This is a genomic window from Paenibacillus sp. GL_099_B (genome assembly GCF_057835695.1).
This window is the reverse complement of the sequence record NZ_CM174430.1, coordinates 5,967,707-5,989,089: the sequence shown is the minus strand read 5'-3', so window position 1 is coordinate 5,989,089 and position 21,383 is coordinate 5,967,707. Positions and strand designations below refer to the sequence as shown.

14 protein-coding genes, 15 tRNA genes and 2 rRNA genes are annotated in these 21,383 nt (G+C 47.5%); 29 read left to right on the top strand and 2 right to left on the bottom strand.

The genetic code is table 11. The features are described from left to right. Window positions 1–17 precede the first annotated feature (17 nt). From gatC to AC3ITG_RS27175, 9 genes are all read left to right on the top strand, one after another. Window positions 18–305, top strand: a complete 288-nt coding sequence (gene gatC / locus AC3ITG_RS27215; protein ID WP_110001637.1) for an Asp-tRNA(Asn)/Glu-tRNA(Gln) amidotransferase subunit GatC — start codon at window positions 18–20, stop codon at window positions 303–305. Window positions 306–332: 27 nt separating this feature from the next. Further along, window positions 333–1,790 (top strand): Asp-tRNA(Asn)/Glu-tRNA(Gln) amidotransferase subunit GatA, encoded by a 1,458-nt coding sequence (gene gatA / locus AC3ITG_RS27210; RefSeq protein WP_064640573.1) that lies wholly within the window; start codon window positions 333–335, stop codon window positions 1,788–1,790. Window positions 1,791–1,816: 26 nt separating this feature from the next. Next, the gene (gene gatB, locus AC3ITG_RS27205; RefSeq protein WP_090954751.1) at window positions 1,817–3,256 is read left to right on the top strand and encodes an Asp-tRNA(Asn)/Glu-tRNA(Gln) amidotransferase subunit GatB; all 1,440 of its coding nucleotides are present in this window, start codon (window positions 1,817–1,819) and stop codon (window positions 3,254–3,256) included. A 121-nt stretch (window positions 3,257–3,377) separates the two neighbouring features. Further along, window positions 3,378–3,842, top strand: a complete 465-nt coding sequence (locus AC3ITG_RS27200; RefSeq protein ID WP_413373590.1) for a GNAT family N-acetyltransferase — start codon at window positions 3,378–3,380, stop codon at window positions 3,840–3,842. Window positions 3,843–3,875: 33 nt separating this feature from the next. After that, window positions 3,876–4,586: an MgtC/SapB family protein gene (locus tag AC3ITG_RS27195; protein WP_099858589.1), complete on the top strand. Its 711-nt coding sequence runs from the start codon at window positions 3,876–3,878 to the stop codon at window positions 4,584–4,586. A gap of 147 nt (window positions 4,587–4,733) precedes the next feature. After that, window positions 4,734–5,327 (top strand): hypothetical protein, encoded by a 594-nt coding sequence (locus tag AC3ITG_RS27190; protein ID WP_413373588.1) that lies wholly within the window; start codon window positions 4,734–4,736, stop codon window positions 5,325–5,327. A 26-nt stretch (window positions 5,328–5,353) separates the two neighbouring features. After that, window positions 5,354–6,754 carry a DUF4097 family beta strand repeat-containing protein gene (locus tag AC3ITG_RS27185; RefSeq protein ID WP_489251899.1) on the top strand — a complete coding sequence of 467 codons (1,401 nt, stop codon included), beginning with the start codon at window positions 5,354–5,356 and terminating at the stop codon, window positions 6,752–6,754. Window positions 6,755–6,926: 172 nt separating this feature from the next. Further along, window positions 6,927–7,349 carry a peroxide-responsive transcriptional repressor PerR gene (gene perR, locus AC3ITG_RS27180; protein WP_024631328.1) on the top strand — a complete coding sequence of 141 codons (423 nt, stop codon included), beginning with the start codon at window positions 6,927–6,929 and terminating at the stop codon, window positions 7,347–7,349. A gap of 136 nt (window positions 7,350–7,485) precedes the next feature. Beyond that, window positions 7,486–9,216 carry a glycosyl hydrolase family 18 protein gene (locus tag AC3ITG_RS27175; protein WP_489251898.1) on the top strand — a complete coding sequence of 577 codons (1,731 nt, stop codon included), beginning with the start codon at window positions 7,486–7,488 and terminating at the stop codon, window positions 9,214–9,216. Between the two features lie 123 nt (window positions 9,217–9,339). On the opposite strand, the gene AC3ITG_RS27170 is transcribed toward AC3ITG_RS27175, so the two are convergent. Continuing rightward, window positions 9,340–9,744 (bottom strand): YgzB family protein, encoded by a 405-nt coding sequence (locus tag AC3ITG_RS27170; RefSeq protein ID WP_053778954.1) that lies wholly within the window; start codon window positions 9,742–9,744, stop codon window positions 9,340–9,342. Between the two features lie 122 nt (window positions 9,745–9,866). Here AC3ITG_RS27170 and AC3ITG_RS27165 point away from each other — a divergent pair, with 122 nt between their 5' ends. The 18 genes from AC3ITG_RS27165 to AC3ITG_RS27080 all read left to right on the top strand — a co-directional run bounded on the left by AC3ITG_RS27165 (window position 9,867) and on the right by AC3ITG_RS27080 (window position 17,542). Next, window positions 9,867–10,748 (top strand): nucleotidyltransferase-like protein, encoded by an 882-nt coding sequence (locus AC3ITG_RS27165; protein ID WP_489251897.1) that lies wholly within the window; start codon window positions 9,867–9,869, stop codon window positions 10,746–10,748. Window positions 10,749–11,206: 458 nt separating this feature from the next. Then, a 16S ribosomal RNA gene (locus tag AC3ITG_RS27160) occupies window positions 11,207–12,758 on the top strand. 308 nt (window positions 12,759–13,066) lie between these two features. Further along, a 23S ribosomal RNA gene (locus AC3ITG_RS27155) occupies window positions 13,067–15,992 on the top strand. The 16S and 23S rRNA genes sit together here with 15 tRNA genes alongside, the layout of an rRNA operon. 67 nt (window positions 15,993–16,059) lie before the next feature. Beyond that, a tRNA-Asn gene (locus AC3ITG_RS27150) sits at window positions 16,060–16,135 on the top strand. 3 nt (window positions 16,136–16,138) lie between these two features. Further along, window positions 16,139–16,230, top strand: a tRNA-Ser gene (locus AC3ITG_RS27145). A 6-nt stretch (window positions 16,231–16,236) separates the two neighbouring features. Further along, window positions 16,237–16,308, top strand: a tRNA-Glu gene (locus AC3ITG_RS27140). 68 nt (window positions 16,309–16,376) lie between these two features. Continuing rightward, window positions 16,377–16,452: transfer RNA gene (locus AC3ITG_RS27135), tRNA-Val, on the top strand. Between the two features lie 18 nt (window positions 16,453–16,470). Next, window positions 16,471–16,544 (top strand) — tRNA-Met (locus AC3ITG_RS27130). 27 nt (window positions 16,545–16,571) lie between these two features. Further along, a tRNA-Asp gene (locus AC3ITG_RS27125) sits at window positions 16,572–16,649 on the top strand. Window positions 16,650–16,745: 96 nt separating this feature from the next. Then, a tRNA-Phe gene (locus AC3ITG_RS27120) sits at window positions 16,746–16,821 on the top strand. An 18-nt stretch (window positions 16,822–16,839) separates the two neighbouring features. After that, a tRNA-Thr gene (locus AC3ITG_RS27115) sits at window positions 16,840–16,915 on the top strand. A 9-nt stretch (window positions 16,916–16,924) separates the two neighbouring features. Continuing rightward, window positions 16,925–17,010 (top strand) — tRNA-Tyr (locus AC3ITG_RS27110). 6 nt (window positions 17,011–17,016) lie between these two features. Further along, window positions 17,017–17,090, top strand: a tRNA-Trp gene (locus AC3ITG_RS27105). Window positions 17,091–17,119: 29 nt separating this feature from the next. Continuing rightward, window positions 17,120–17,192, top strand: a tRNA-His gene (locus AC3ITG_RS27100). A gap of 13 nt (window positions 17,193–17,205) precedes the next feature. Continuing rightward, a tRNA-Gln gene (locus tag AC3ITG_RS27095) sits at window positions 17,206–17,280 on the top strand. Window positions 17,281–17,284: 4 nt separating this feature from the next. Further along, window positions 17,285–17,359: transfer RNA gene (locus AC3ITG_RS27090), tRNA-Gly, on the top strand. Window positions 17,360–17,365: 6 nt separating this feature from the next. Then, window positions 17,366–17,439, top strand: a tRNA-Cys gene (locus AC3ITG_RS27085). Between the two features lie 24 nt (window positions 17,440–17,463). Continuing rightward, window positions 17,464–17,542: transfer RNA gene (locus AC3ITG_RS27080), tRNA-Leu, on the top strand. Between the two features lie 438 nt (window positions 17,543–17,980). On the opposite strand, the gene AC3ITG_RS27075 is transcribed toward AC3ITG_RS27080, so the two are convergent. Then, the gene (locus AC3ITG_RS27075; protein ID WP_489251896.1) at window positions 17,981–18,232 is read right to left on the bottom strand and encodes a zinc-binding dehydrogenase; all 252 of its coding nucleotides are present in this window, start codon (window positions 18,230–18,232) and stop codon (window positions 17,981–17,983) included. 861 nt (window positions 18,233–19,093) lie between these two features. Here AC3ITG_RS27075 and AC3ITG_RS27070 point away from each other — a divergent pair. Together AC3ITG_RS27070 and AC3ITG_RS27065 are read left to right on the top strand one after the other, a co-directional pair. Further along, the gene (locus AC3ITG_RS27070; RefSeq protein ID WP_489251895.1) at window positions 19,094–20,188 is read left to right on the top strand and encodes a GntR family transcriptional regulator; all 1,095 of its coding nucleotides are present in this window, start codon (window positions 19,094–19,096) and stop codon (window positions 20,186–20,188) included. 273 nt (window positions 20,189–20,461) lie between these two features. After that, window positions 20,462–21,373 (top strand): ABC transporter permease, encoded by a 912-nt coding sequence (locus tag AC3ITG_RS27065; RefSeq protein WP_413373574.1) that lies wholly within the window; start codon window positions 20,462–20,464, stop codon window positions 21,371–21,373. Window positions 21,374–21,383: the final 10 nt, after the last annotated feature.

Here is a 21,383-nt window from a genome sequence, read left to right as displayed (position 1 = left end):
GAAGGAGGCATCCGGAAATGAGTATTTCGAATAATGACGTTCAGCATGTGGCCAAGCTGGCCCGGCTTAATTTGACTGCCGAAGAAGAGCAGACCCTGACTGGACAGCTGAACGCGATTTTAAAATATGCTGAGAAGCTGAATGAACTGGATACAGAGAACATTGAGCCAACCACTCACGTGCTGCACGTCAGCAATGTGATGCGTGAAGATGAGACGAAGGAAAGTCTGTCGATTGAACAGGTCATGCGCAATGCACCAGAAGAAGAAGAAGGGCAATTCAAAGTGCCTGCTGTAATGGAATAACGGATAACCGGAAGGAGGACGAATTACGTGAGTTTATTTGAACAATCGTTGCCGGAGATACATAACAAGCTGCACGCCAAGGAGCTGTCGGTCAGCGATCTGGTGAATCAGGCATATCAGAACATTGGTGAACGGGATGAAAAGGTTAAGGCTTATCTGGCGCTGGATGAAGAACAAGCACGTGCACGTGCACGTCAACTGGATGATCGTCTCGTCAGCGGTGAGGAGAAAGGTTTACTTTTCGGTCTGCCAGTCGGCATTAAGGACAACATCGTTACGAACGGACTGCGCACAACATGCGGCAGCCAGTTTTTGCGCAACTTCGACCCGGTATATGATGCAACGGTTGTCGAGAAGCTGAAAGCGGCGGATACCGTGACGATCGGGAAGTTGAACATGGACGAATTCGCCATGGGCGGCTCCAATGAAAATTCAAGCTTCTACCCTGTACGTAACCCTTGGGCACTCGATCGTGTTCCAGGCGGCTCAAGTGGTGGATCTGCTGCGGCTGTTGCGGCAGGAGAAGCTTATTTCACATTGGGATCAGATACAGGGGGCTCCATCAGACAGCCTGCATCCTATTGCGGCGTTGTCGGATTGAAACCTACCTACGGACTCGTTTCCCGCTTTGGTCTGGTTGCATTCGCATCTTCACTGGATCAAATTGGACCTTTGACGAAAAATGTCGAGGATTCTGCCTATGTGCTGCAAGCCATTGCTGGATATGACGCCAAAGATTCGACATCCGCGAAAGTGGATATCCCAGATTACTTGAGCGGACTGACAGGGGACGTCAAAGGACTTCGCATTGCTGTTCCGAAGGAATACATTGGAGAAGGCGTTGATCCTCAAGTTAAAGAAACCGTCCTGTCTGCCCTGAAAGTCCTCGAAGGACTTGGCGCAACATGGGAAGAAGTATCCCTTCCGCATACCGAATATGCGGTGGCTACGTATTATCTGCTCGCTTCCTCGGAGGCTTCTTCGAACCTGGCTCGTTTCGACGGCGTACGTTATGGTGTCCGTGCAGACAATCCGGAAAACTTGCTGGATCTGTACCACCAGTCCCGCAGTCAAGGTTTTGGTCCTGAAGTGAAACGACGCATCATGCTTGGAACCTATGCACTCAGCTCGGGTTACTACGATGCCTATTATTTGAAAGCTCAGAAAGTGCGTACGTTGATCAAACAGGATTTCGACGACGTATTTGCCAAATATGATGTCATCATTGGACCAACTGCGCCAACAACAGCATTCAAACTTGGTTCCCAAGTCGATGACCCACTTACGATGTATCTCAACGACATTCTGACGATCCCGGTCAGCCTGGCTGGTGTACCTGCGGTCAGCATCCCTTGCGGATTCTCGGATGGCCTACCTGTCGGCATGCAGATTATCGGTAAAGCTTTTGATGAAACGACCGTACTGCGCGTAGCGCATGCGTTTGAACAAAATACGGAATTCCACAAGCAGCGTCCGCAGCTGTAGACTGCCCGGAACGGAGGAATATAGAAATGTCCGCATCTAAATATGAAACGGTCGTTGGACTTGAAGTCCATGTCGAGTTGCATACAAACTCCAAAATCTTTTGCGGCTGCTCCACTGCCTTTGGAGCTCCGCCAAATACACATACTTGTCCGGTCTGTCTCGGACATCCAGGCGTATTGCCTGTATTGAATCGCCAAGCTGTAGATTACGCGATGAAAGCAGCCATGGCCCTTAACTGCACCGTTGCTGATGTCAGCAAGTTTGACCGCAAAAACTACTTCTATCCCGATTCTCCGAAAGCTTATCAGATCTCACAATTCGATCAACCGATCGGTGAGAACGGTTGGATCGATATTGAAGTAAACGGTGAAACGAAGCGAATCGGCATTACGCGTCTGCATCTGGAAGAAGATGCAGGGAAGCTTACCCACGTGGATGGCGGCTATGCTTCATTGGTCGATTTTAACCGTGTTGGTACACCGCTCGTGGAGATTGTCTCTGAGCCGGAGATTTCTTCTCCGGAGGAAGCGCGTGCATATCTAGAGAAATTGCGTGCGATCATGCAGTACTGTGATGTATCCGACGTGAAGATGGAAGAAGGCTCACTGCGTTGTGATGCCAACATTAGTTTGCGTCCGCATGGACAGGAGAAGCTGGGAACGAGAGCCGAACTGAAAAACATGAACTCCTTCCGCGGCGTTCAGCGTGGTCTGGAATATGAACAGTATCGCCAAGCGGAAATTCTGGACGACGGCGGTGAAGTGGTTCAGGAAACTCGTCGCTGGGATGAGGCTCAAGGGAAAACACTGTCGATGCGTGGTAAAGAGCAAGCACATGACTATCGTTATTTCCCAGACCCGGACTTGGTGAAGCTGCATATCGATGCAGCCTGGAAAGAACGGATCAGAGCTTCCATACCGGAGCTTCCGGACGAGCGTAAAGCCCGTTATACCGCTGATTATGGACTGCCTAATTATGATGCGGAGGTTATTACCTCTTCCAAAGCGGTCGCTGATCTTTTTGAAGACAGTCTGAAATACACCAAGGATGCCAAAGCCGTATCCAACTGGATTATGGGAGATTTGCTCGGTTACTTGAATACCAGCAACCTTGAATTGACTCAGGTGCCACTGACTGGCCAAGGTCTGGGCGAGATGATTGGACTGCTTGAAAAAGGTACAATTAATAGTAAAATCGCCAAAACGGTATTTAAGGAAATGCTCGAGAGCGGCAAGCTTCCACAGCAAATCGTTGAAGAAAAAGGTCTGGTCCAGATTAGTGACTCAGGTGCCATTCTCGCCATTGTGGAGCAGGTTGTTGCGAACAACCCACAATCCGTGGAAGATTACAAGGCTGGTAAGCAGAAGGCCATTGGCTTCCTCGTTGGTCAAGTCATGAAAGAAAGCAAAGGCAAAGCCAATCCGGGACTAGCCAATCAACTGCTTACAGATGTACTGAACCGCTAATCCATCCGGTGAGGCCGGACAGAAAGAGGCTCGTCCCTGTGACAGCCTCTTTTTGTTAGGGGCACAAGTTTGATTTTATTGTCCTGGATTCAGTGGACGTATGAAGGAGATGAGGTAGGTTATGAAGATTCAATCTTTGTCATTGAGTGATCTGGAGACAGTAGGTCAGCTCTGGCGACTGCAGCATGTAGCTTATCGGCTTGAAGCCGAAATCATCGGGTTTCAGGAAATTCCACCTTTGATGGATACGATGGAGACGCTGCAGAACTGTGGAGAGACTTTCTATGGCTATCTGGACACGGATGGCGAATTGCTTGGTGCGGTTGCAGTGGATGAGGAAGAGATCAATACGTTGACGATTACACGAATGATGGTGCATCCTGATCATTTTCGTAAAGGAATTGCTGCTGCTTTGATGACGTATGTGTTTGAGCAGTATCCGGATCTCCCTCGTTATATCGTTTCCACAGGAACGTTGAACCAGCCAGCCGTGAAATTGTATACCAAGTTCGGTTTTAAGCCCGTGGAAGTTGTACAGATTGCACCTGGAGTGGAATTAACGACATTTCATAAGAATAAAGATTAATGATGTGAACAACTTGGAGGAGGAATACCGGCTTTGGGCAATCCCTGGTTAATAGATGAGTGGCACATTTTATTACGATTATTACTGGCTATGCTGCTTGGAGGGCTTGTAGGCCTGGAGCGGGAGCGTTCCAATCATGCTGCCGGTCTGCGTACCCATATTCTGGTGTGCCTTGGATCTGCACTAATCATGATGTTGTCTATTTATGGTTTTAAAGATTTTGCAAATGAATTAAACGTAAGGATTGATCCGGCCCGTCTGGCTACAGCCGTTATTACAGGCGTTGGGTTTCTTGGAGCGGGCACGATTCTTTTTACCGGCAAGTCGATTACCGGACTGACAACGGCAGCTTCCATTTGGGTTGTGGCAGCCATCGGACTGGCAACAGGCGCGGGATTCTTTTTTGCCTCTATCGTGTCAACAGTCTTGGTATTACTTAACCTCTGGGTATTCAATAAGTTGGAGCTTAGGTATATACGGGGAAACAAACTGCATGTCGTTACACTTCATACCTTGTCTGAGCCCGGTTTTCTGGAACAGGTATCTTCATTTATGGAGCAGGAGAAGATCAAAATCCGTAAAATAACGGTTAATGAGCAGGATTTGGCTTATGCAGAAATGATATCGGTTGAACGCAAAATTGAAATTGTGTTGCATGTTTACATGCCGCATGAGTTCAGTGCAGTGCAGCTCGTATCCAAGTTAAGACAGTGGGAACATGTAACGAAAGTGTCAGTCGAATAAATGAATTAAACCCTCTGAGGCCTGTAGTGCCGGAGGGTTTTTGCTCATAACCATATTTCTTCCAGTTACTCTCCTGGCTCTTTAGGGTACTATCTAACCAAATGCATGAAGAGCGGGAACGTCAGCCCCGGAAGAAAGGAGTCGTTTATGAAACGGAAACGTCAGTCGAACAATAATTCCAGCGGAACGCGCAGAAAACCTGTCCGAAATCGGACTCACAAGTTTATTGCCGGGTTGCTAAGTGCGGTTATTCCGGGTCTTGGCCATATTTATCTCCGATTATACATGAGAGGTCTGACTTTCATGATGCTTGTGCTTTTGGACCTGTCAGCACTCTTGTACTTCTCAACTATTGGAATACAGATCAATGTACCATTGCTTATCCTGCTAGCGTTGTTTATTCCGGTGATTTACTTTTACAATGTATTCGACGTATTGCAATCTGCGGACTGGGTGATGATGCGCAGGAGAAGAGCGGTTACCCATAATAGCTCGGACAAGCCCATCCCTAATGATCGTTCTGCAGGGGAAGCCATGATGGTGTGGGAGAGAGGCATTTCGTTTGGGTTGCTTCTGATCGTAGGGGGATCGCTGCTGGTATTGTTCTTTCGTAAACCACGTTGGTTTAAAGAGCTAATCGCTGTCTATGGCGGATACACTTTTGCTGTTCTGATGATCGCAGGAGGACTAATCCTTTTCGGACGGGAAATCTGGGTCATGCTTCGCAAGAAGAAAATCTAGTGTGAACTATTCAAGGAGGGATAGCCATGAACCGTAAAGTCCGGGTCGGCCGCTATACGGCTGCCGCCTTACTCGTAGCTGTCGGTGTGCTGTTGATTTTGGATAAACGGTGGGGAACGGACTATGTATATGAGATGGTCGATTGGTGGCCCCTCTTGCTCGTTGTGTTAGGTGTAGAATACATACTGTTGTTCTTAGTGACACGTCGAAGAGGGAATGCAGCTTCAGACAACCAAGGTGAGAAAATTAAAATGCGCTTTAGACCCGATGCGAAGGGCATCCTGACGTCCCTTGTCCTGACGGCTTCTGTATTTATCGTTTCAGAGCAGGATCACTATATGCATTTGTGGAACAGGGTGAGTCTTAATCTGGGAGCAGCATCCATGGATTATAGTCAGGCAGCAGGATATATGGAAGATAAGGGCACGATTCGGGTGCCTGTAGGTATGGATACGTCGGACCTTGTAGTTGAGGGAGTTAACGGGGATATCTCGATACAGCGGGGGGACACAGAAGAGATTGAAGTGCGCACGGTAGTTTGGGTGGATCAGACAACTGAAGTACAGGCCAAAGCAGTAGCGGACGCTTCCTTTGTTGAGGCAGACGGGACAAAAGTGATTCATATCAAGACTACAGGCAAAACGTATGGAGAGAACGAGAAAACACAGCCGCGGATGAATATCACCATAACGATCCCGGATGATCGTCGTTTTAATCTCGATATTCGAACGTCCAATGGAGCCATACTGTTGAATCGTCCGGAGGCCATTAGTACTATTTTGGCCGAGACCGGAAATGGACGTATACGAATTACGAATGCGGTAGGTGATATTTCCGGTAAAACGCTGAATGGTGATGTCGTTGTGGCAAATGCGATCGGAAATGTGGACTTGAACAGTAATCGAGGCGACATGAAAGCCCGTGGGGTTTCTGGAAATGTGAATCTGACTACACAAGTCGGAAGTATTAGCATCACGGACTCCGTCGGAGAGATCACGGCGGATACCCGAAACGGAAATATCAGTGTAGACGGCGCAAGTTTGGCAGTCAAAGCTCAATCCCTCAATGGTAGTATAAGTATTGTATCCGCCAAAGTAGGCGGTGACTGGGACGTTTATAGCGCTGTAGGTGCTATTAACATTCTGCTTCCGGAGCGGGGGGATTATAGCCTCAGTGGTTCCAGCAGTTATGGAGATCTGCAAACGGATCTGCCGTTTAAAGTGAAGAATAAAACGATTGAGGGCCAGCTTGGTGAAGGAGAGTATACGGTTAAAGTTGAGGGAAACAGCGACCTCACTATTGATCGTAATCCTGCAGTGCCTCCTGTTGGAACGAATTCACTGGATTCGGAAGATACGGATGATAACTTGGAACAAATAACCGAAGACGGACAGAATTCCCAAGACCAAACGTCCGAAGTTCCCTGACTGACGCGTTGACAATAAACTTGCAATCGCCGTACAATAAATATAAACTGGCAAGGTTACACGGCAGGAAAATGTAAGTCGTTGTTCCAGCCGAGGATCAACTCTGAATGAAGAGAACAGTGATCATACATTCTGTCTCTGCAGAGTAATGAAAGGTAAGGCGGTGGGTTTTATGGCAACACGTGTCCAACATGCGTTGGAGCATCTGAAAACGACCGGTGTCCGTATTACACCCCAGCGTCATGCCATATTGAACTATCTGATGGAATCCATGGGGCATCCGACAGCCGATGAAATTTACCGTGCGCTTGAACCCCAGTTTCCCAGTATGAGCGTGGCGACTGTATATAACAATTTGAAGATGTTTCTGGAAGCGGGCATGGTCCGGGAGTTGACATACGGAGATAACTCAAGTCGCTTCGATGCCAATGTGACGGATCATTACCATGTTATCTGCGATAAATGCGGCAAGATCGAAGATTTTAGTTATCCTTCGCTAAAAAGCGTGGAGCTCCAGGCGGAGTCAAGTACAGGATTTGAAGTACATGGTCACCGATTGGAAGTTTATGGTGTTTGTAAAAGTTGCAGGGATTAAGAGAGTTGAATTACAATATTAACGTGCAGAATTCAGATTGGATTCTTCACGTTTTTTGTTTTTAGGACGATAAAATGTATATAGTCCCAGCAGGTTAGATATTTCATGATTCAGCATGATTAACGGAGGTAGACGTTTGAGTAGAAAAAGCAGATATACACGTCAGAAGCGCCGCTCGTTCTGGCCTGGATTTTTGGCTGCCTGTGTTATTGCAGGCGGTGCTTATTGGCTAATAACGAATGTTTGGCTTAATCAGATTCACGAAGACCCCGACTGGATTGGAATGAACCAACCTATTTTTGTGGACGGACAACTGATGGATGGTGAGGCTTCAGGAACGGGGGATCAGCTTAAGTTGCCTGTATCGGTGCTGCAAGAGGCGATCGATTCCGGAATACGTTATGAAGCTGACACAGGAGATATCATTATTGCAACACCGCAGCGAGTTCTCCATATGAAGGAAGGCAGTACGAAGGCGGAACTTAATCATCGAGATTATCCCATGACGGTTAAACCGGAGGTGGTTGGGGGAGAAGCTTATATTCCGCTCAAACCATTAAAAGAAGTATATGGGATAGCGATACAGGAAGATGCTACAACGGGTGCGGTGCTACTGATGCGTGGAGGTGACACCATTCAATATGCAGAGATTGATACATTGTCTTCCAAGGTGGACAAAACGGTTCCACTATACAAACGCGGGGGAGAATCTTCTCCCATCATTGCTGATATGGAGCAGGACGCACGAGTAAGAGTATGGCAAACAGGAGATGACCAGAGCTTTGTTCAGTTGGATAATGGTTATGCCGGTTATGTGGCTAATAAGTATGTCACCCTTACGGAGAAAAAGGAACTGGACAAGCCCAAATTCACACTGACTGCGGCGGAGAAAAAGTGGCAGAATAAACCGGTCAACCTGGTTTGGGAAGCTGTATACAATCGACAGCCTGATGTGGCTTCAATTGGCAAGATGCCTGGAGTTAATGTGGTCAGTCCCACGTGGTTCCATATTACAGATGGACAAGGCAACGTAAAAAGCAAAGGGGATAAAGCATACGTCAACTGGGCTCACCATTCCGGCATGGAAGTGTGGGGCTTGATGGATAACAGCTTTGATCCGGATATTACGAAAGAAGCTGTTGCCTCATATGAGACACGTACGCATATTATTGAGCAGATGCTGGAGTATGCACAGACCTATCATTTGGACGGCATTAACATTGATTTTGAGAACGTCTATACAGACGATGGACCGAATATCACTCAATTTGTCCGCGAAATCAAAGCGATGGCGCGCATTCATGGCTTGATGCTCTCGGTTGATGTGACGCCGAAATCGAACAGTGAGATGTGGTCTGCTTTTCTGGATCGTCGCTCGTTAGGCTCTTTTGCCGATTATATTGTCGTTATGGCGTATGATGAGCACTGGGCTGCCAGTCCAAAGGCCGGTTCGGTTGCCTCGCTTCCTTGGACCGAGTCTTCTATGAGACGGATCCTGGAAGAGGATGAAGTACCATCGAACAAATTGATTATGGCTGTGCCGCTATATACTCGAATTTGGACGGAAGAGACCAATGATCAAGGAGAAGTGAAAGTGTCTTCCAAAGCGGTAGGCATGAGCACCGTCACAGACCTGATCAAGGAAAAGAAACTCAAACCTGTTCTGGATAAACAAAGCAGACAGAATTATGTGGAATATTCCGAGGATGGGGCCACTAAGAAAATCTGGATAGAAGATGCCGTTTCGCTTCAGGCACGTGTTGATTTGGTTGCTTCGTTGAAATTGGGCGGAGTAGCTGCATGGAATCGAAGCTTCGCCGATGCATCGGCATGGGAGACGTTAAAACACGCAGGGTATTCGAAATAAACATGAAATAGCTCTATTGAACTTATATATTAATTAATTTAAAAGTCTTTCTGAAATTCAAAAAAAGGTCCGGTGAAGATACCGGGCCTTTTTTCTGTCTCTGGGCTTTGATGAAAAGAACATCTAGCTGTTGGAACTCATGCCATGATCTGTGTCGGAAGGGGATGGAGGTGTGGAATGCGCTTTCAGTTGTGAACTGGTTGTATTGGCCTGATTAGGGTCCAGGGTAAGGATGGTGTGACAGAACATACAACGATCCGTCTTGCCGAGCATTTTGGTTAACTTGCCACATTCCGGACAGTCCACTTGTACTGCGCTTGTGGAAAGCATGCCAGCCCAGAAATAAATGGCCAGACTAGCCATCATGGCAATTAGGCCGATGACGAGTCCCACAGCGGCAAATACTTTGCCCGCGTGTCCCCAGAACACAATTCCGGCAGTTCCCAGTACCATTAGGCCCATGCCTAGCATGGTAAGTAGTAGTCCCCAAGTGCGAAAAGCATTAATTTTTGCTGATTTAAAAATCATGAAAAATGCTCCATTCGTATGAGTAGTATCGGACCTGGATAAGAAGGAAACTTCAATCTGCATGTAGAATTACATTATAACTGACTTGGCGCTTATCTGCCATGAATTGTATGGAGGGAATCGTGGAACTAAAGAACCTTGCTTTTTTGTCCGAACAGTCGGAAGAGACAGGGGCAGTTGGGGCTATCGCTTATTCCCACTCGGGAGAGCGATTCCACGGCTCCCTAATCCAGGATTTTGAATTACTCGTACTTGTTGTTCATAATACCGACCAGTTGATATCCAAGGTTGGACACTACAAATATGGTGATCTTCGTTATCAAATGATCTATATCAGCCGTCATGAGCTGCAGAGCAGTGTAATTACGGGGGATAACAATAACATCATGCAGTGCCTTATTGAAGGTGAGATTATCTGGGAAGCGGATAACGCCTTGAGCGATTTGCGAGAGGAGCTATCTGCTTTTGGAACCGAGTTGCGTGAGCAAAAGCTGCTACACGAATTCGCCAGTTTTTTGAGAATGTATGTGGAAGCCAAACGTTACATTCAAGAGGGCCATGTTGTTGATGCCTATTACAATGTGCTTGAGGCTCTGGGGAACTGGGCTAGAATTGTACTCATTGAGCAGGGAATCTACCCGGATCAAGCCGTCTGGACACATGTGCAGAGTTTGGATCGTGCCTTGTGGAAGCTCTATCAGGAGCTTACAGTAAGCTCGGAGACGCTGGAACAGAGAGTAGAGCTTGTACTGCTTGCTTGTGAATTCTCAGTGATGTCCAAAATGAGCGATTGCTCTGGATTGCTTCTGCGTGTGCTTGGAAGTCGAAGAGAACCGTGGAGTATGGATGAACTTGTCCATCATCCACAGCTGAGATTTGTACGGGAGGATTTGCCGCTCATCCTTCGTAAGCTGGTGTTTCGTTCTATAGTAAAAGAATCGGCTGGATGGCCATCCTTTATAGGAGGAGATGGACGGGAAATCCGCTATTGGATTGAGGCGTAGATACTCGAGAAGCCTGTCGTTAAATGGCTTATAAAGTGGGAGGGGAAACCTTCCTTTTTTGTTTGATTAATAAATTATAAAAAGAGGTTGACTCTTATTCAGGAAATATGATACATTATATTTCGTTCCTCAAACGAGCTTATCGTCAACAAATGATAAATTCTGCATAGGAATTAGTGAAGAACTAAAAGCTTCAAAAAAAGAAATAAAAAAGTTCTTGACGAAAACAAACGAAATGTGATATATTATTTAAGTCGCCGCCGAAAACACGGTTGAGACGAAAAAAGAGTAACACAAACAAGTTTGATCTTTGAAAACTGAACAACGAGTGAGTAAACATTCTGCTTGCAGAATGAACGCGAAAGTTTGAAACAAGCCTTGGCTTGAATCGACTGGAGCATAAATGAGATTTTTAATCTCGTCAGTTTCAAAATGAGCTTATCGCTCTTTTCAATACTTTATTGGAGAGTTTGATCCTGGCTCAGGACGAACGCTGGCGGCATGCCTAATACATGCAAGTCGAGCGGACTTGAAGAGAAGCTTGCTTCTCTGATGGTTAGCGGCGGACGGGTGAGTAACACGTAGGCAACCTGCCCTCAAGTTTGGGACAACTACCGGAAACGGTAGCTAATACCGAATAGTTGTTTTCTTCTCCTGAAGAGAACTGGAAAGACGGAGCAATCTGTCACTTGGGGATGGGCCTGCGGCGCATTAGCTAGTTGGTGGGGTAACGGCTCACCAAGGCGACGATGCGTAGCCGACCTGAGAGGGTGATCGGCCACACTGGGACTGAGACACGGCCCAGACTCCTACGGGAGGCAGCAGTAGGGAATCTTCCGCAATGGGCGAAAGCCTGACGGAGCAATGCCGCGTGAGTGATGAAGGTTTTCGGATCGTAAAGCTCTGTTGCCAGGGAAGAACGCTTGGGAGAGTAACTGCTCTCAAGGTGACGGTACCTGAGAAGAAAGCCCCGGCTAACTACGTGCCAGCAGCCGCGGTAATACGTAGGGGGCAAGCGTTGTCCGGAATTATTGGGCGTAAAGCGCGCGCAGGCGGTCATTTAAGTCTGGTGTTTAATCCCGGGGCTCAACCCCGGATCGCACTGGAAACTGGGTGACTTGAGTGCAGAAGAGGAGAGTGGAATTCCACGTGTAGCGGTGAAATGCGTAGATATGTGGAGGAACACCAGTGGCGAAGGCGACTCTCTGGGCTGTAACTGACGCTGAGGCGCGAAAGCGTGGGGAGCAAACAGGATTAGATACCCTGGTAGTCCACGCCGTAAACGATGAGTGCTAGGTGTTAGGGGTTTCGATACCCTTGGTGCCGAAGTTAACACATTAAGCACTCCGCCTGGGGAGTACGGTCGCAAGACTGAAACTCAAAGGAATTGACGGGGACCCGCACAAGCAGTGGAGTATGTGGTTTAATTCGAAGCAACGCGAAGAACCTTACCAGGTCTTGACATCCCTCTGACCGGTACAGAGATGTACCTTTCCTTCGGGACAGAGGAGACAGGTGGTGCATGGTTGTCGTCAGCTCGTGTCGTGAGATGTTGGGTTAAGTCCCGCAACGAGCGCAACCCTTGATCTTAGTTGCCAGCATTTCGGATGGGCACTCTAAGGTGACTGCCGGTGACAAACCGGAGGAAGGTGGGGATGACGTCAAATCATCATGCCCCTTATGACCTGGGCTACACACGTACTACAATGGCCGGTACAACGGGCTGTGAAGCCGCGAGGTGGAACGAATCCTAAAAAGCCGGTCTCAGTTCGGATTGCAGGCTGCAACTCGCCTGCATGAAGTCGGAATTGCTAGTAATCGCGGATCAGCATGCCGCGGTGAATACGTTCCCGGGTCTTGTACACACCGCCCGTCACACCACGAGAGTTTATAACACCCGAAGTCGGTGGGGTAACCGCAAGGAGCCAGCCGCCGAAGGTGGGATAGATGATTGGGGTGAAGTCGTAACAAGGTAGCCGTATCGGAAGGTGCGGCTGGATCACCTCCTTTCTATGGAGAATCGTTTCCCGCGTGGAAACATTCAAATATGCAGCTTAGCTGCAAAACTTACTCACTCGTTGCTCAGTTTTGAGAGCTCAAACTCTCAAACAGCTTGCATTTGCATGGAGCTTGTTCTTTGAAAACTAGATATCGAAACGAAATTTTGCGATTTAGAACATTCCTTTTTAAGCTGAACTTGTGTTAAACAAGTTTCAATAAATAGTGAAAACTGCATTGCGATGGTATAGAGTGAGAGCGACTTTTGGCTTTGCGCAAGCAAAACAAGGGAAGCGAGCAGTCGAAACCGGAGCAAATATGGTTAAGCTACTAAGAGCACACGGAGGATGCCTAGGCGCTAGGAGCCGATGAAGGACGTGGCGAACAACGAAACTGCCTCGGGGAGCTGTAAGCAAGCTTTGATCCGGGGGTGTCCGAATGGGGAAACCCAGCTGGGGTAATTTCCAGTTACTCATAACTGAATACATAGGTTATGTAGAGGCATACCAAGGGAACTGAAACATCTAAGTACCTTGAGGAAGAGAAAACAATAGTGATTCCGTCAGTAGCGGCGAGCGAACGCGGAGAAGCCCAAACCAGAGAGCTTGCTCTTTGGGGTTGTGGGACGTCTCACATGGAGTTACAAAGGAACCGGTTAAGCGAAGAGGTCTGGAAAGGCCCGCCAAAGAAGGTAAAAGCCCTGTAATTGAAAGTCTGTTCTCTCCGAGATGTATCCCGAGTAGTGCGGGGCACGTGAAACCCCGTATGAATCCGGCAGGACCATCTGCCAAGGCTAAATACTTCCTAGCGACCGATAGTGAAGCAGTACCGTGAGGGAAAGGTGAAAAGCACCCCGGAAGGGGAGTGAAATAGAACCTGAAACCGTGTGCTTACAAAAAGTCAGAGCCCGTTTTAGGGGTGATGGCGTGCCTTTTGTAGAATGAACCGGCGAGTTACGTTCCCGTGCAAGGTTAAGGTGAAGAGCCGGAGCCGCAGCGAAAGCGAGTCTGAATAGGGCGACTTAGTACGTGGACGTAGACCCGAAACCGGGTGATCTACCCCTGTCCAGGGTGAAGGTGCGGTAACACGCACTGGAGGCCCGAACCCACGCATGTTGAAAAATGCGGGGATGAGGTGGGGGTAGCGGAGAAATTCCAATCGAACTCGGAGATAGCTGGTTCTCCCCGAAATAGCTTTAGGGCTAGCCTCGGAAAACAGAGTCGTGGAGGTAGAGCACTGATTGGGTGCGGGGCCCGCAAGGGTTACCAAGCTCAGTCAAACTCCGAATGCCATAGACTTACTTCCGGGAGTCAGACAGTGAGTGCTAAGATCCATTGTCAAAAGGGAAACAGCCCAGACCATCAGCTAAGGTCCCCAAGTGTGTGTTAAGTGGGAAAGGATGTGGAGTTGCACAGACAACCAGGATGTTGGCTTAGAAGCAGCCACCATTGAAAGAGTGCGTAATAGCTCACTGGTCGAGTGACTCTGCGCCGAAAATGTAACGGGGCTAAACACACCACCGAAGCTATGGCTTGATGCTTTGCATCAGGGGTAGGGGAGCGTTGTATAAGGGTTGAAGGTGTACCGTAAGGAGCGCTGGACATTATACAAGTGAGAATGCCGGTATGAGTAACGAAAAGATCAGTGAGAATCTGATCCGCCGAAAGCCTAAGGGTTCCTGAGGAAGGCTCGTCCGCTCAGGGTAAGTCGGGACCTAAGGCGAGGCCGAAAGGCGTAGTCGAAGGACAACAGGTCGAAATTCCTGTACCACCGTAAGCCGTTATGAGCAATGGGGGGACGCAGCAGGGTAGTGACGCGGACTGATGGATGTCCGTCTAAGCAGTGAGGCTGATGTGTAGGCAAATCCGCACATCGTAAGGCTGGACTGTGATGGGGAGCGAAAATTATAGTAGCGAAGGTCATGATCTCACACTGCCAAGAAAAGCCTCTAGCCAGGTGATGGTGCCCGTACCGCAAACCGACACAGGTAGGCGAGAAGAGAATTCTAAGGCGCGCGGAAGAACTCTCGTTAAGGAACTCGGCAAAATGACCCCGTAACTTCGGGAGAAGGGGTGCCCCGGTAGTGTGAATAGCACGAGGGGGCCGCAGTGAAAAGGCCCAAGCGACTGTTTAGCAAAAACACAGGTCTGTGCGAAGCCGTAAGGCGAAGTATACGGGCTGACGCCTGCCCGGTGCTGGAAGGTTAAGGGGAGCGGTTAGGAGCAATCCGAAGCTGTGAACCGAAGCCCCAGTAAACGGCGGCCGTAACTATAACGGTCCTAAGGTAGCGAAATTCCTTGTCAGGTAAATTCTGACCCGCACGAATGGCGTAACGACTTGGGCGCTGTCTCAACGAGAGATCCGGTGAAATTTTAATACCTGTGAAGATGCAGGTTACCCGCGACAAGACGGAAAGACCCCATGGAGCTTTACTGCAGCTTGATATTGAATTTGGGTACGATCTGTACAGGATAGGTGGGAGCCTTTGAAACGTGAGCGCCAGCTTGCGTGGAGGCACCGTTGGGATACCACCCTGATCGTATCTAGGTTCTAACCTGGTACCGTAATCCGGTGCGGGGACAGTGTCAGGTGGGCAGTTTGACTGGGGCGGTCGCCTCCTAAAGAGTAACGGAGGCGCCCAAAGGTTCCCTCAGAATGGTTGGAAATCATTCGAAGAGTGCAAAGGCATAAGGGAGCTTGACTGCGAGACCTACAAGTCGAGCAGGGACGAAAGTCGGGCTTAGTGATCCGGTGGTACCGCATGGAAGGGCCATCGCTCAACGGATAAAAGCTACCCTGGGGATAACAGGCTTATCTCCCCCAAGAGTCCACATCGACGGGGAGGTTTGGCACCTCGATGTCGGCTCATCGCATCCTGGGGCTGAAGTAGGTCCCAAGGGTTGGGCTGTTCGCCCATTAAAGCGGTACGCGAGCTGGGTTCAGAACGTCGTGAGACAGTTCGGTCCCTATCTGTCGTGGGCGTAGGAAATTTGAGAGGAGCTGTCCTTAGTACGAGAGGACCGGGATGGACGTACCGCTGGTGTACCAGTTGTTCCGCCAGGAGCACCGCTGGGTAGCTATGTACGGAAGGGATAAGCGCTGAAAGCATCTAAGCGTGAAGCCCCCCTCAAGATGAGATTTCCCAGTATGTAAGACCCCTTGAAGACGACGAGGTAGATAGGCTGGGGGTGGAAGTGCAGCAATGCATGGAGCTGACCAGTACTAATCGGTCGAGGGCTTATCCAATATGCAAGTTGTAAATCGCAAATTTCGTTTCGGATCTAGTTTTCAGAGAATGATCTCTGAAGCATATTCCCTGATAGCTCAGTTGGTAGAGCACTCGACTGTTAATCGAGTTGTCACAGGTTCGAGCCCTGTTCGGGGAGCCATATGGAGAGGTGTCCGAGCTGGCCGAAGGAGCACGATTGGAAATCGTGTAGGCGCCACAAGCGTCTCGAGGGTTCGAATCCCTCTCTCTCCGCCATAGTAAGGCCCGTTGGTCAAGGGGTTAAGACACCTCCCTTTCACGGAGGTAACAGGGGTTCGAATCCCCTACGGGTCATATTTAACTTCAAAAAAAGAAGTTGATTTACACAGCAGTTTTATGATAAGATCATAAATGTGTTGTTCGGAGGCTTAGCTCAGCTGGGAGAGCATCTGCCTTACAAGCAGAGGGTCGGGGGTTCGAACCCCTCAGCCTCCACCATATAACTTTTAATAACGACGCGGGGTGGAGCAGCCCGGTAGCTCGTCGGGCTCATAACCCGAAGGCCGCAGGTTCAAATCCTGCCCCCGCAATTATACTTTCTTTCAAGAAAGTGATCTGGAACCGTGGTGTAGTTGGCCTAACATGCCTGCCTGTCACGCAGGAGATCGCGGGTTCGAATCCCGTCGGTTCCGCCATTTTAATCTTTACATGAGGAATTTGTTCACTTAATCTGCTATATGGCACCGAACGCCCTAGATAAAGTGTAACGTTTCAAGATTAAACTTTATTGTGGCTCGGTAGCTCAGTCGGTAGAGCAGAGGACTGAAAATCCTCGTGTCGGCGGTTCGATTCCGTCCCGAGCCACCATTTATCACAACATAATACGCCGGTGTAGCTCAACTGGTAGAGCAACTGACTTGTAATCAGTAGGTTGGGGGTTCAAGTCCTCTCGCCGGCACCATGTAATCCTGGAGGATTAGCGAAGTGGCCAAACGCATCAGACTGTAAATCTGCTCCCGTACGGGTTCGGTGGTTCGAATCCATCATCCTCCACCAGTTTTTAGGGGCATAGTTTAAAGGTAGAACAACGGTCTCCAAAACCGTTGGTGTGGGTTCAATTCCTGCTGCCCCTGCCAATTAACTTTTAAGAACATATTGTATTATGGCGGTCGTGGCGAAGTGGTTAACGCACCGGTTTGTGGATCCGGCATTCGGGGGTTCAATTCCCCTCGATCGCCCCTTTGTTTTTTTTGGGGATTAGCCAAGCGGTAAGGCAACGGACTTTGACTCCGTCATGCATAGGTTCAAATCCTATATCCCCAGCCATTATGCGGACGTGGCTCAGCGGTAGAGCATCGCCTTGCCAAGGCGAGGGTCGCGGGTTCGATTCCCGTCGTCCGCTCCAAAATGTGGCGCCATAGCCAAGTGGTAAGGCACAGCTCTGCAAAAGCTTTATCCCCAGTTCGAATCTGGGTGGCGCCTCCAGTATATTTTTATAAAACATGATATGCCGGCGTGGCGGAATGGCAGACGCGCTCGACTCAAAATCGAGTGGGAAACCGTGGAGGTTCGAGTCCTCTCGCCGGTATTCAATCAAGTAAGTAAAAGCTCATTAGATGTAAAATCTAATGAGCTTTTTTTATTTCGCAGATATTAAGATGAAGTGTAGGAGAATCCAACATGATGTACTTGGGCAAATACGTGGCATTCTGGTATCTCTAGATCGTAAGCACTGCTTTACCCGTAAACTGGAGATCTATCAATTGATGTTCGTCTGCGTCAATTTCTTCCCATGATTTCTGCACTTGGATTATGGTTTGTAATTGCCCTTTAGCAACCAACTGTGCAAGCATGGCGCGGGCTCGTGGCGGTAGATTTCTTCACCTAGAAAAAAGCTATACAGTGTTCTTCTACCCAAGCCGAGAATATTCAAAGTTGTGCTTTCCGATGAGGAATGACCCAGTGAAAGGAAGAGAGCGGCGAGCGTATCCCCTCCTACAGGATCAATGATAAATCGTAAGGTCCACTAGCGGAATAGTTTTGTCATTTCATCCCCGACAAGGACTTCATTTGCTCCAAAAGCTCTAACTTGCTCCGCCTTTGATTCGGAGCGAGCAACACCAATTGTGTAAGCACCCGACAAGGCGGCCATTTGATGAGCGAATAATCCGACTCCCCCGGTTGATCCCGTTACCAGCACTCGCTTGCCGAGCAGCAATCCCCCTCTTTGCGTAGAGCGTTTAGAGCCGACAAACCAGCGACAGGCAATGTAGCGCACTGGCTAGGTGGGAGTCTCATGCGATTTACGGGATTCAGACCTTCAAGAAACACCATCCAGCTTTATTTGTAGACTCTAAGTATGAGTGGTTTCATCTCATGATGGAGAAGTATGTGGACATTCGCAAGTATTGGATAGAAAAGCGTTGACTGCAGAACAGGATTTTCACGACACGTGTTTGCTGCATTGGATTGTGCTGTTGATTTTTCATTATGAAGACTCACAATAAAGTCCTCGTCATGTTAACAGAATGAATAATGAGGTGTGTATTATAAAAGCCAGGTATAACACGATTACTACGCTTGATGGGAAATAAACAGAGAGACAGTCCCCCAACGGGTTTTTCAGAAATCCGGAAAAAAGTCCAAAGGATAAAATGAAGCTTGTTTGGGAAGGGAGTCCAAGTGACTCATAGTACTGAAAAAACTAAGGCAACATAACCCTGGAAGGGAAGTATCTTACAGAGATTAACACAGTGCTTTGCGAGTACGAGATGGATAGGATCACGACCGGAGGTTAAATACTTGGCCATCCTTGCTAGAATGAAACAGGGGTCATTATATTGTAATTCGAGTGTTTGTTGTTCCAAGACTGCGACATGCGTTCTTTCCTTCGTCTAAAATGACTGCTTTTGGTTATTGCCACGAGCCCTTACGAAGTAGTGACAATATACGGGCGACTAGCTTGTTTCTTCGTTCTGCCTAATAACCGCGAAGTGTGGAGTCTTCTCTCCATGCTTCACCGCTCATTCCATAACTTCAGAAGAGGCTTTGAATTTTGTTTCCTTGTATCATAAAACTTGACACAGATGGAAGCGGGAGGGTACAGTGAAGTATAAGATTACATGAGGAGAATGAAGCTGTGGCTAAGTACTCGGTTATCAAAGAAGATATTAAGCAAAGGCTGATAAGAGGAGAGTGGACTGAGAACTATAGGTTGCCATCCAGCCGCGAGTTCGCCCAATATTATGAGTCTAGTGTGAATACGATTGAAAAGGCGATTAAGGAGTTGGCGGAGGAAGGTTGGCTCATCCGGGATAGTCGTAGAGGAACCTTTATGAATAAAGGGAAGGAAACTTTGCAAAGTGGTACGCGTCTGGTGGCTGCTTTTGTTTTTGGCATTGATAATCCGATTTGGGCGACTGCGCTGCGAGGTGTGGAAGATACCTTATTTTTACGGGGCTATCAGCTGTTGAGTTCAAGTGATGATCGAAATCTTGAAAAGCTGGAATCCCTCGTACGAGGGGCAGTCGAAAGAAAGGTAGAAGGGGTTATCTTAAGTCCCTTTATGAGCGAAGGGCATGAAGAGATTAATAATCGGATCTTCTCCTTACTTCAGGATTATGGGATCAAATACATAAGCTTGGATCGGGTGGTCTATAACACAAGCATTCCCTATATAACCAGCGATAATATTGCGGGCGCTTACAACCTAACCAAACTGCTCATCGAACAAGGACATAGGCGAATATTATTTATTAAAAATAGTAATATAAGCACGATAAATGAACGGCTTATGGGCTTTAAGCAGGCTTTTATTGACTCGGAACTAGCGTATTCTGATGAATTTGAAGTCTTTATTTCAACCAAGTATGAGGATTTCTCCGATGAATTTGATGATTACTGTAAAATTTTAGAGAAAAAAATGAAAGAGATGCAGTTCACAGCTGTATTTACTGCGAATGATCAAATTGCCGAGGCTGCCATCCGTTCCTTAGAAAATCTGAATTATCGTATACCTGAGGATGTATCGTTCGTTACCTATGATGCAGAAAATTTAAATCGCAGAATCAAATTAAATGTAACTGGGGTCACACAGCCTTTTTATGAAATGGGACAATGTGCTGCGCAATTATTGCTGAACATGATTGCTGACAATGAAGACCCATTGTTTTACGGACAAGTTTGCAAATCGAACATTTATATCGGGGAGTCTGTTAATTCGATATCTGAATGATCTTTTTTGGCATAAATTTATTGAGCGGCTTCATTGAAATTCCGTTGCGGACTTTCGATGAGGTCGCTTTTTTTGATTCGTGTTTGGATAACTAATAAGTGAAATTAGGGCTTTCAACTAACGTCTGTATCATTTATTGTATCATTAATAATCTAATTATAAATAAAATATTGACACAGATATTCATTGGTTGTATTGTTTGTTGTAAGCGGTAACAATTATTTTTCTGGAGGAGCTTTAAGTGCTAAGTTTTTGAAGGGGGAAAGAGCAGAGATGGTAACTTCACACAAGTTTTTTAAACGTTTTTGGAAGCAAAGGTATTTATTTTTAATGGTCTTGCCTGGCTTTTTGGTTGTACTGGTGTTTAGTTACTTTCCAATGTACGGGATACAGATTGCCTTCAAAAAGTATAGTGCGGTTCGAGGGATGTGGGGCAGCGAATGGGTGGGGTTTAAGTACTTCATTTTATTTTTCCAAGATCCTATGGCGATGAGGGTGCTCAAGAACACCATATTGTTAGGTATCTATTCCTTGTTATGGGGATTTCCCGCTCCGATCATTTTGGCCTTGTTATTTAACGAATTAAAGTTTCCTAAATTCAAAAAAGCGGTGCAGACCATATCCTATTTGCCGCACTTTATCTCCACGGTCATTATTGTAGGTATTCTTCGGACATTTACTGAGAGGGATGGCTTGTTTAACAAAATTGCAGGTTGGTTTGGCGTTGATCCGATTGTGTTTCTGTCAGAGCCAGAATGGTTCAGAACCATATTTATCAGCTCAAACATATGGCAGGGGATCGGTTTTGGTACAATCTTGTACCTCGCGGCATTAAGCAGTGTTGATCCTACGTTACATGATGTAGCAAGCATTGACGGTGCAAATCGCTGGCAGAAGGTGCTGAATATTAACTGGCCGCACATCAAACCAACGACGATTATTTTGCTTATTTTATCTCTTAGCGGGATTTTGGGTACGGATTTCCAGAAAATTCTTATGCTTTATAACCCTGACACCTATGAGGTTGCGGATGTTATTGGGACCTATCTTTATCGTGAAGGGATCATGGGATCAAGATTTGAATATACGACAGCTATCGGGCTCTTCCAGTCCTTGGTTGCATTTATCTTGCTTATAGGGGCAAACATGTTAAGTCGTAAAGTATCAGATACGAGTATTTGGTAGGGGGTGTGGA

Coding starts and splice junctions, on each gene's coding strand:
- gatC (WP_110001637.1), top strand. CDS start 18: ATGAGTATTTCGAATAATGACGTTCAGCATGTGGCCAAGCTGGCCCGG.
- gatB (WP_090954751.1), top strand. CDS start 1,817: ATGTCCGCATCTAAATATGAAACGGTCGTTGGACTTGAAGTCCATGTC.
- AC3ITG_RS27200 (WP_413373590.1), top strand. CDS start 3,378: ATGAAGATTCAATCTTTGTCATTGAGTGATCTGGAGACAGTAGGTCAG.
- AC3ITG_RS27190 (WP_413373588.1), top strand. CDS start 4,734: ATGAAACGGAAACGTCAGTCGAACAATAATTCCAGCGGAACGCGCAGA.
- AC3ITG_RS27185 (WP_489251899.1), top strand. CDS start 5,354: ATGAACCGTAAAGTCCGGGTCGGCCGCTATACGGCTGCCGCCTTACTC.
- perR (WP_024631328.1), top strand. CDS start 6,927: ATGGCAACACGTGTCCAACATGCGTTGGAGCATCTGAAAACGACCGGT.
- AC3ITG_RS27170 (WP_053778954.1), bottom strand. CDS start 9,744: ATGATTTTTAAATCAGCAAAAATTAATGCTTTTCGCACTTGGGGACTA.
- AC3ITG_RS27065 (WP_413373574.1), top strand. CDS start 20,462: ATGGTAACTTCACACAAGTTTTTTAAACGTTTTTGGAAGCAAAGGTAT.